Raw genomic sequence first — 5,246 nt, forward strand, 5'->3', positions numbered from 1 at the left:
GAAAATCAACATCATTAAAACCTTCGGGTAGCTGTGGTCGACGAGACATCTGTTCTAGATAATGCATGGTAATGATGCCTAAGCATAGTTGGCGGCAGCTTAAGGATTTAGAAAATGCGATTGGTATTACTCATGCTGGGCAAAAGCCCAGAGCTTAACCTTTTGGGAGTTACGGTTTGTGCCGGCAATCAAACACTGGAGAAAACCACCCATAATGCTCTGCGGGTGCTTACTCTTGCGGGTATGGCCACACGGGTAGCGGCTGGTGCCTGCAAACCTCTGAGCAGCAAAATAACTCCGGTAGCCGATATTATGGGTGAGAGCGGGCTGGATGGTGCTAGATGGCCAGAGCCTGAGTTGTCTCTGGAGGATTTATCCGCCGTTGAGCTTATTGCTGGCCTTCTGCGTCAATCCAGGGAAAAGGTAACATTGATTGCCACAGGCCCTCTGACCAATATTGCAACCTTTCTTACCGGCTGGCCATCACTGCATTCAAGGATCGAACGTATTGTCCTTATGGGAGGGGGAACGTTCGGTAACGTCACGCCAGTTGCAGAATTTAACTTTCATACGGATCCGGTTGCCGCTGATATTGTTTTTCGGTCAGATATTCCCATCGTTATGTCAGGGCTGGATGTCACCTATCAGGCGCTGATTTATGAACATGAAATTGAGCAGATCCGGAAACTGGGAAACCCTGTCAGCACAGCCACTGCGGATATGCTGGCCTACTACCTTCAGCGTATTGTACAGCGCCAATACTCGAAGGATGGAGCCCATCTGCACGACCCCTGCACGGTTGCCTGGCTATTACTTTCAGACTTATTCAATGTTGAACCTGCCTATGTCACTGTTGAAACTGCCAGGGGCTATTGCTTTGGAGAAAGTATCATTGACTACAATGGCAAACTTTCTGGTAAGCCCTGTAATGCTCAGGTAATGGTCAATATCAACAGAGAGAAATTTATTGCGCTGATTATTGACCGTTTATCACGCTACCAGTAGATATTCTCAATAAGCCATATGCCCATCAGCATCATGTAACTTTTGCGCAACAATACGTAATCAGGCTAGAATGTCCGGCTAAACCACCACCGACTTGAGAGCAATAGCATAATCTCAAGCCAGAGGTCTGCTGCCGGTGTATCGGAGCCAGTCTTCTGAACGTTTCTTATCTCCTTTACTAACGGATGCAGGCCAAGAGCCAGTTCCATGCTGAAGCCCATTACCCTGAATCGCTATGTTTTTCATAGCCTGAGAAAACTCCTTTCTACGTGGGTTCGTACCACGGTTGAAAACAATAACCCTGAAGCTTTGCATCTGCAGACCGGAAAACCTGTTGTCTATGTCATGCACCAGCGCTCTCTGACGGACCTGATGGTTCTGGAAGGTGAGTGTATAAAAGCAGGTCTGCCACGCCCTTACAAACCCATTGACGCTGACCACCCGCAAAGCAAAGCGCACTTCTTTCTTAGTCAGTACGAAGGCCTGATACTCCAGAGAGAACGGCCAGAGCCACCTGAACTGCTTGAAGAGCTGGTCAGGCAGGTGGAAGAAAAGCATCAGGATGTCCAGCTGGTTCCCGTTACCATTCTCTGGGGCCGCTCTCCAGAGAAAGAACAGTCTGCCTTTAAACTGCTGTTTGACTGGAACTTCAGCCTGGGTGGCCGTTTCCGGAAGTTTCTGGCAACGCTGCTTCATGGCCGGCAGACCATGGTCTATTTCAGCCCAGCCTTATCACTGCAGGAAATCATGGGCGACAGTAAGAACCACGCCCGCAGTGTCCGTAAGGTGAACCGAATTCTCCGCGTTCATTTCCGCCAGAAAAAAGCGTCTGTTCTGGGACCGGATCTTTCTCATCGCCGCATGCTGGTCAACAGCCTGATTCATACACCCAGGATTCAGAAAGCTATTGCTGCAGAAGCAGCGGCTCAAGAGATAACTCTGGTAGAAGCCGAGGCAAAAGCCCGGAAGTATGCCAATGAAATCGCTTCTGACTTTTCCATGCCAGTCATCCGCTTCCTGGATATTATCCTGACCTGGTTCTGGAATAAGCTTTACAGCGGCGTAAAGGTCAACCATATCGAGCCATTGAAGGCGCTGGCGCAGAGCCATACGATTGTTTACGTTCCCTGTCATCGAAGCCATATTGATTACCTGCTTCTGTCGTACGTTCTGTTCTATGAAGGTTTACCGCCGCCTCATATTGCGGCTGGCATTAACCTGAATATGCCGGTAGTAGGAACGATTCTGCGCAAGAGCGGTGCCTTTTTCATGCGCAGAACATTCCGTGGCAACCCTCTTTACAGCATGGTATTCCATGAATACATGTACACACTGACCAGCAAAGGCTTTGCCACCGAGTACTTCATCGAAGGTGGCCGCTCCAGAACCGGTCGCACCCTGACGCCAAAGACCGGCATGCTCTCCATCACCGTCCGCAGCTTCCTGCGCGATAATCGCAAGCCTCTGGCCTTTGTACCGGTCTATATCGGTTATGAAAAGCTGCTGGAAATGGCCAGCTATCTTGGAGAACTGAGAGGTGAAGCCAAGAAAAGTGAGTCGCCTCTGGATATTGTCCGTACACTTGCGGCGCTGAGAAATGAATTTGGCAAGGCATGGATTACCTTTGGTGAGCCAGTAGACCTGGGCTCATTCCTGAGTACACAGGCACCCAACTGGAAAGAGAGCTCTGGTACCGACGATAAACCAGAGTGGCTGGTAAAAGCGACGTCGAACCTGGGCGATGTGCTGGCAGGCAGAATCAACTCTGCTGCCGTAATCAACCCTGTAAATCTGGTCGCCATTGCCCTTCTCTCCTCACCAAGACATGCGCTGGGTGAAGAGGAGCTGATTCGTCAGCTGGATGGTTATACACGTCTTCTGTCGATGGTTCCTTACAGTGACCGGACTGCGATGACAGATCTGGATGCCCGCAGCATGATCCACTATGTGGAAAACCTGCAGCTGATCCAGAGAAAAACCGATGCGCTCGGCGATATTATCAGCATGGATGAGAAGACCGCCATTTCCATGACGTATTATCGCAATAATGTGCTGCATATTTTTGCCATCCCGTCCCTGATCAGCTGTTTCTTTGTGAACAGTGCCAGCATCACAAGAAAAGAGATCCTGCGCATCAGTGCGATTCTCTACCCATACCTTCAGGCGGAACTGTTCCTGCAGTGGACTCAGCATGAAGCGCTGGCCGTGGTTCAGAAATGGCTGGATTGTCTGGTGGAAGAAGGGTTGATTACCCAAGGCCAGGATGACAATGGCGAAGCGTGCTATTTCCAGCCAGACCCATCCACCTCTGAATACATCATGCTGAATGTATTCTCACGCTCGATTGTTCAAACTCTGGAGCGCTTCTATATGGTTATCAGCCTGCTCCTTCGCAATGGCAGTGGGAATATTGAAGCCGAAGCTCTGGAGCATCAGAGTGGTGTGCTGGCACAGCGCCTGTCAATTATTCATGGCCTAAATGCGCCGGAGTTTTTCGACAAGTCACTGTTCCGTGGCTTTATTGCCCAGATGCGTCATCACGGTGTACTGGAGATCACTCAAACCAATAAACTGGTGTTTGGCGATAATATTCAAAAGGTCGCAGATCAGGCTCACTCACTTTTGACCACTGAAATACGACACAGTATTGACCAGACCAGTCGATACGGCGTCAGTAACAGTTCTGAAGAGAAAGCAACGGCCTGAATGGCAAAGAGTGCGCTCTCTTATAGAGAGCGCATGGGGAATTACCCGAAAAATGCTTTCAAAGCATAGATATCATAACGACAGGCTTTCCCTTCCAGTCGGTAAGTGGGAGCCTGACCATTAAGGTCTGGAGCCAACCTTGGCCTTTTCACAACCACTCGATACTCGGCCAGTTCAAGTGCCGGCTCCAGTAGCTGATCCGCATCCGGGTCATCGCCCAGCAGATCCTGAAACAGCCTCATCTCTTTTTTGACCAAAGCCGACTTTTCCCGGTGAGGAAACATCGGATCCAGATAAACGACATCGTATTTATTTTCTGAGGCTTTCATCAACTCAATGGCATTCCCTTTTAAAAGGGACATCTGTTCTGCGATAGGAGCGACATCATGGTCTTCAAGCGCCCGGCGCAAACCATCTTCCAGAAGGGCAGCAACCACCGGGGAACGCTCAATCATGGTGACATTGCATCCCAGGCTGGCTAGAACAAACGCATCCCGCCCCAATCCACCGGTTGCATCCAGTACCGATGGTTTGACGCCTTTATTCAATCCCACGGCCTTGGCAATGTCCTGCCCCTTCCCACCACCAAATTTGCGCCGATGCCCTGCTTTTCCACCAATAAAGTCAACAATAATCGGCTTCTCTTTGGATCCTGCACGCTGCACCGCCAGTTCTCCGGATGCATCAAATGCCACCAGAGCCCCTTCACTAACGTCTTGAAGGCTCTGACTAAACTCAGTATTCAGCTGCGCCGCAAGGCTTTCGAGCAAAGCCTGAATGGAGGGGTGATCTGAAGCAAGGACAAATAGCTGGATAGACATCAGTGCATAAGAAATGAGACATGAGGGTCGCTGAATCTATCACCGACAGAGCATCGGTTGCAATGAATGCGCGCAGTCATTAGGTAACAGGATACATGGCTGGTTGCACGCTCCCCCAAAGGTATGCTCAGGTATTAAGCCTTAGCGCCTCATAGGTTTTTACCACTATTCCATAAAGCAACAATGGATTTCGCATAACCTTGTTGCTATCTTCCGCAGCTTCATTTTCATCAACCTGATGACTGGGGGTGTAGCGACTCCGTTGAGTCACTACTGATTATTAAAAAAATGCCATCGAAGGGTACCTGGCTCCAACTGATATGAGTACCAGGCTGCTCACCAATGGTTCGCTGTAAGGATTCACCATGATCGGACGTCTGGGGAAATCTGTATCCACACTTGTCGCCACCGCGGCTATCACCTCTTCTCTCGCCATTGCGCCTGCTTTTGCCAAAACGGCGAATGAATCGCAAAGGACGCTCAATATCTACAACTGGTCGGATTATACCAATTGAATTTTCTAACTACTGTATAACTGCCCAATCACGGGAGCACAGACTGAACAGTCGACCAGCTTCGCTGCAAAGGTTATTCCAAGCTTCACAGCAACAATCTACAATATTTTCATAACCTGAAAATGCTTTGTTTGATAAGTCATGCTCCCGCATCCACTCCCATAGCCTTTCTGAGCTGTTTAACTCCGGTGCGAATGGT

Annotated in this window: 4 protein-coding genes and 1 pseudogene; 3 read left to right on the forward strand and 2 right to left on the reverse strand. The window is 49.6% G+C overall.

What is annotated here, in order from left to right:
* The first annotated feature begins 114 nt into the window (after window positions 1-114).
* Both AK963_RS25095 and plsB read left to right on the forward strand, forming a co-directional pair.
* Complete coding sequence (locus tag AK963_RS25095) at window positions 115-1,005, forward strand: nucleoside hydrolase (RefSeq protein ID WP_066018120.1); 891 nt, start codon at window positions 115-117, stop codon at window positions 1,003-1,005.
* 207 nt (window positions 1,006-1,212) lie between these two features.
* Window positions 1,213-3,711, forward strand: a complete 2,499-nt coding sequence (gene plsB / locus AK963_RS25100; protein WP_066018121.1) for a glycerol-3-phosphate 1-O-acyltransferase PlsB — start codon at window positions 1,213-1,215, stop codon at window positions 3,709-3,711.
* Between the two features lie 41 nt (window positions 3,712-3,752).
* Here plsB and AK963_RS25105 read toward each other — a convergent pair whose 3' ends face one another.
* Complete coding sequence (locus tag AK963_RS25105) at window positions 3,753-4,532, reverse strand: class I SAM-dependent methyltransferase (protein ID WP_066018122.1); 780 nt, start codon at window positions 4,530-4,532, stop codon at window positions 3,753-3,755.
* A 365-nt stretch (window positions 4,533-4,897) separates the two neighbouring features.
* Here AK963_RS25105 and AK963_RS32470 point away from each other — a divergent pair, with 365 nt between their 5' ends.
* Window positions 4,898-5,047, forward strand: a complete 150-nt coding sequence (locus AK963_RS32470) for a hypothetical protein (RefSeq protein WP_175404637.1) — start codon at window positions 4,898-4,900, stop codon at window positions 5,045-5,047.
* 9 nt (window positions 5,048-5,056) lie between these two features.
* On the opposite strand, the pseudogene AK963_RS35920 reads toward AK963_RS32470, so the two are convergent.
* Window positions 5,057-5,246 (reverse strand): annotated as a pseudogene (locus AK963_RS35920) (IS630 family transposase); the annotation flags it as partial.

It is taken from the genome of Endozoicomonas atrinae (assembly GCF_001647025.1).
Taxonomy (GTDB): Bacteria; Pseudomonadota; Gammaproteobacteria; order Pseudomonadales; family Endozoicomonadaceae; genus Endozoicomonas; species Endozoicomonas atrinae.

Bases quoted from the DNA above. Each gene is read 5' to 3' on its own strand.
- AK963_RS25095 (WP_066018120.1), top strand. From the start codon at position 115: ATGCGATTGGTATTACTCATGCTGGGCAAAAGCCCAGAGCTTAACCTT.
- plsB (WP_066018121.1), top strand. From the start codon at position 1,213: ATGCTGAAGCCCATTACCCTGAATCGCTATGTTTTTCATAGCCTGAGA.
- AK963_RS25105 (WP_066018122.1), bottom strand. From the start codon at position 4,532: ATGTCTATCCAGCTATTTGTCCTTGCTTCAGATCACCCCTCCATTCAG.
- AK963_RS32470 (WP_175404637.1), top strand. From the start codon at position 4,898: ATGATCGGACGTCTGGGGAAATCTGTATCCACACTTGTCGCCACCGCG.